This window comes from Enterobacter sp. Li2LvB3 (assembly GCF_056156645.1).
In genome coordinates this window covers 1-1,293 of sequence record NZ_JBSICG010000060.1, presented here as the reverse complement: position 1 = coordinate 1,293, position 1,293 = coordinate 1, and the positions used below count along the sequence as shown (strand labels likewise).

Annotated in this window: 1 protein-coding gene; it reads left to right on the top strand. The window is 52.7% G+C overall.

Annotated features, from left to right (window positions below):
- Positions 1-82 precede the first annotated feature (82 nt).
- Complete coding sequence (locus ACS603_RS23400) at positions 83-1,240, top strand: DDE-type integrase/transposase/recombinase (protein WP_315685889.1); 1,158 nt, start codon at positions 83-85, stop codon at positions 1,238-1,240.
- The last annotated feature ends 53 nt before the right edge of the window (positions 1,241-1,293 follow it).

Genomic DNA, 1,293 nt, shown 5'->3' with positions numbered 1-1,293 from the left:
GGTATGAACCGGAAACATGGGTAACACTTTAGACCGGATACATGGGTAACAGTTATAACTGGCATAGAAGAGGAGACTCGCTATGCCCTGGACTGAGACCCAACCTATGCAACGCCTTGATTTTATCCGTGCCTGCCATGCAGGTACGGCCTCCTTCTCCGCTCTTTGCCGTCTTTTTGGTATCAGCCGTAAAACCGGCTACAAATGGCTTGAACGTTTTGACCCTTCTGACCTGTCATCCCTCTCTGACCAGTCGCGCGCTCCGCATTCCCACTCCCGGACAGTTCCTGATGATATCGTCGGGCATCTGACTGCCCTGCGTCAGAAACATCCTGACTGGGGGCCGAAAAAACTGCGGATGTGGTTGCTCAATCACCATGTCGATTTTGCCGTACCTGCCGCCAGTACTATCGGCGATATCCTCAAGCGTGAAGGGCTGGTTCCGGATAAAAAGAGAAAACGCAGAACACCGGGTAATCGCCAGCCGCTGACCACCATCAGTGAGAACAATCAGGTCTGGAGTGCTGATTTTAAAGGCAAATTCAGGTTGCTGAGCGGGGAGTACTGCCATCCCTTCACTCTGACCGACAATCACAGCCGGTATCTGCTGTGCTGCCGGGGAACACACCGGGAGAGTGAGCCCTTTGTCAGAGCGTGCCTGACTGATGCATTCCTGGAATATGGTCTGCCGGAAGTGCTCAGAACCGATAACGGTCAACCTTTCGCGGGAACAGGCATAGCCGGATTAAGCCGTCTTGCAGTCTGGCTAATCAAGCTGGGCATCAGGCCGGAACGTATCAGAAAGGGACACCCGGAAGAGAATGGCCGCCATGAACGAATGCACCGCTCCCTGAAAAGTGCGGTGAAATATGGCAACACCTTCATGACGATGGAAGAACAACAGCGGTGGTTCAGTGACTACCGGGAAGAGTTTAACCACGAGAGGCCGCATGAAGCCCTGGCTGGTGCAACGCCCGGAACGGTGTGGCAACCCTCGGGCCGACACTGGGATGGCAGAGTGCCTGAATATGTTTATCCGACAGGGGGCATGGTCTACAGGGTGAAATCAAGGGGAACACTGTATATGGGAAAAAAGGGGACCGTGTTCCTGAGTGAAGCACTGACTGGTGAGTACATAATGCTGAAAGAACAAGATGATGGCCTGGAGGCCATCATCTTTAATGGAATAACACTTGCGTACTACGACAGTAAAACCCAGAGTGTGCTCCGGATAGACTAAAAGTGTTACCTATGTTCCCGGTCTGATCTGTCACCTATGTATCCGGTCATACA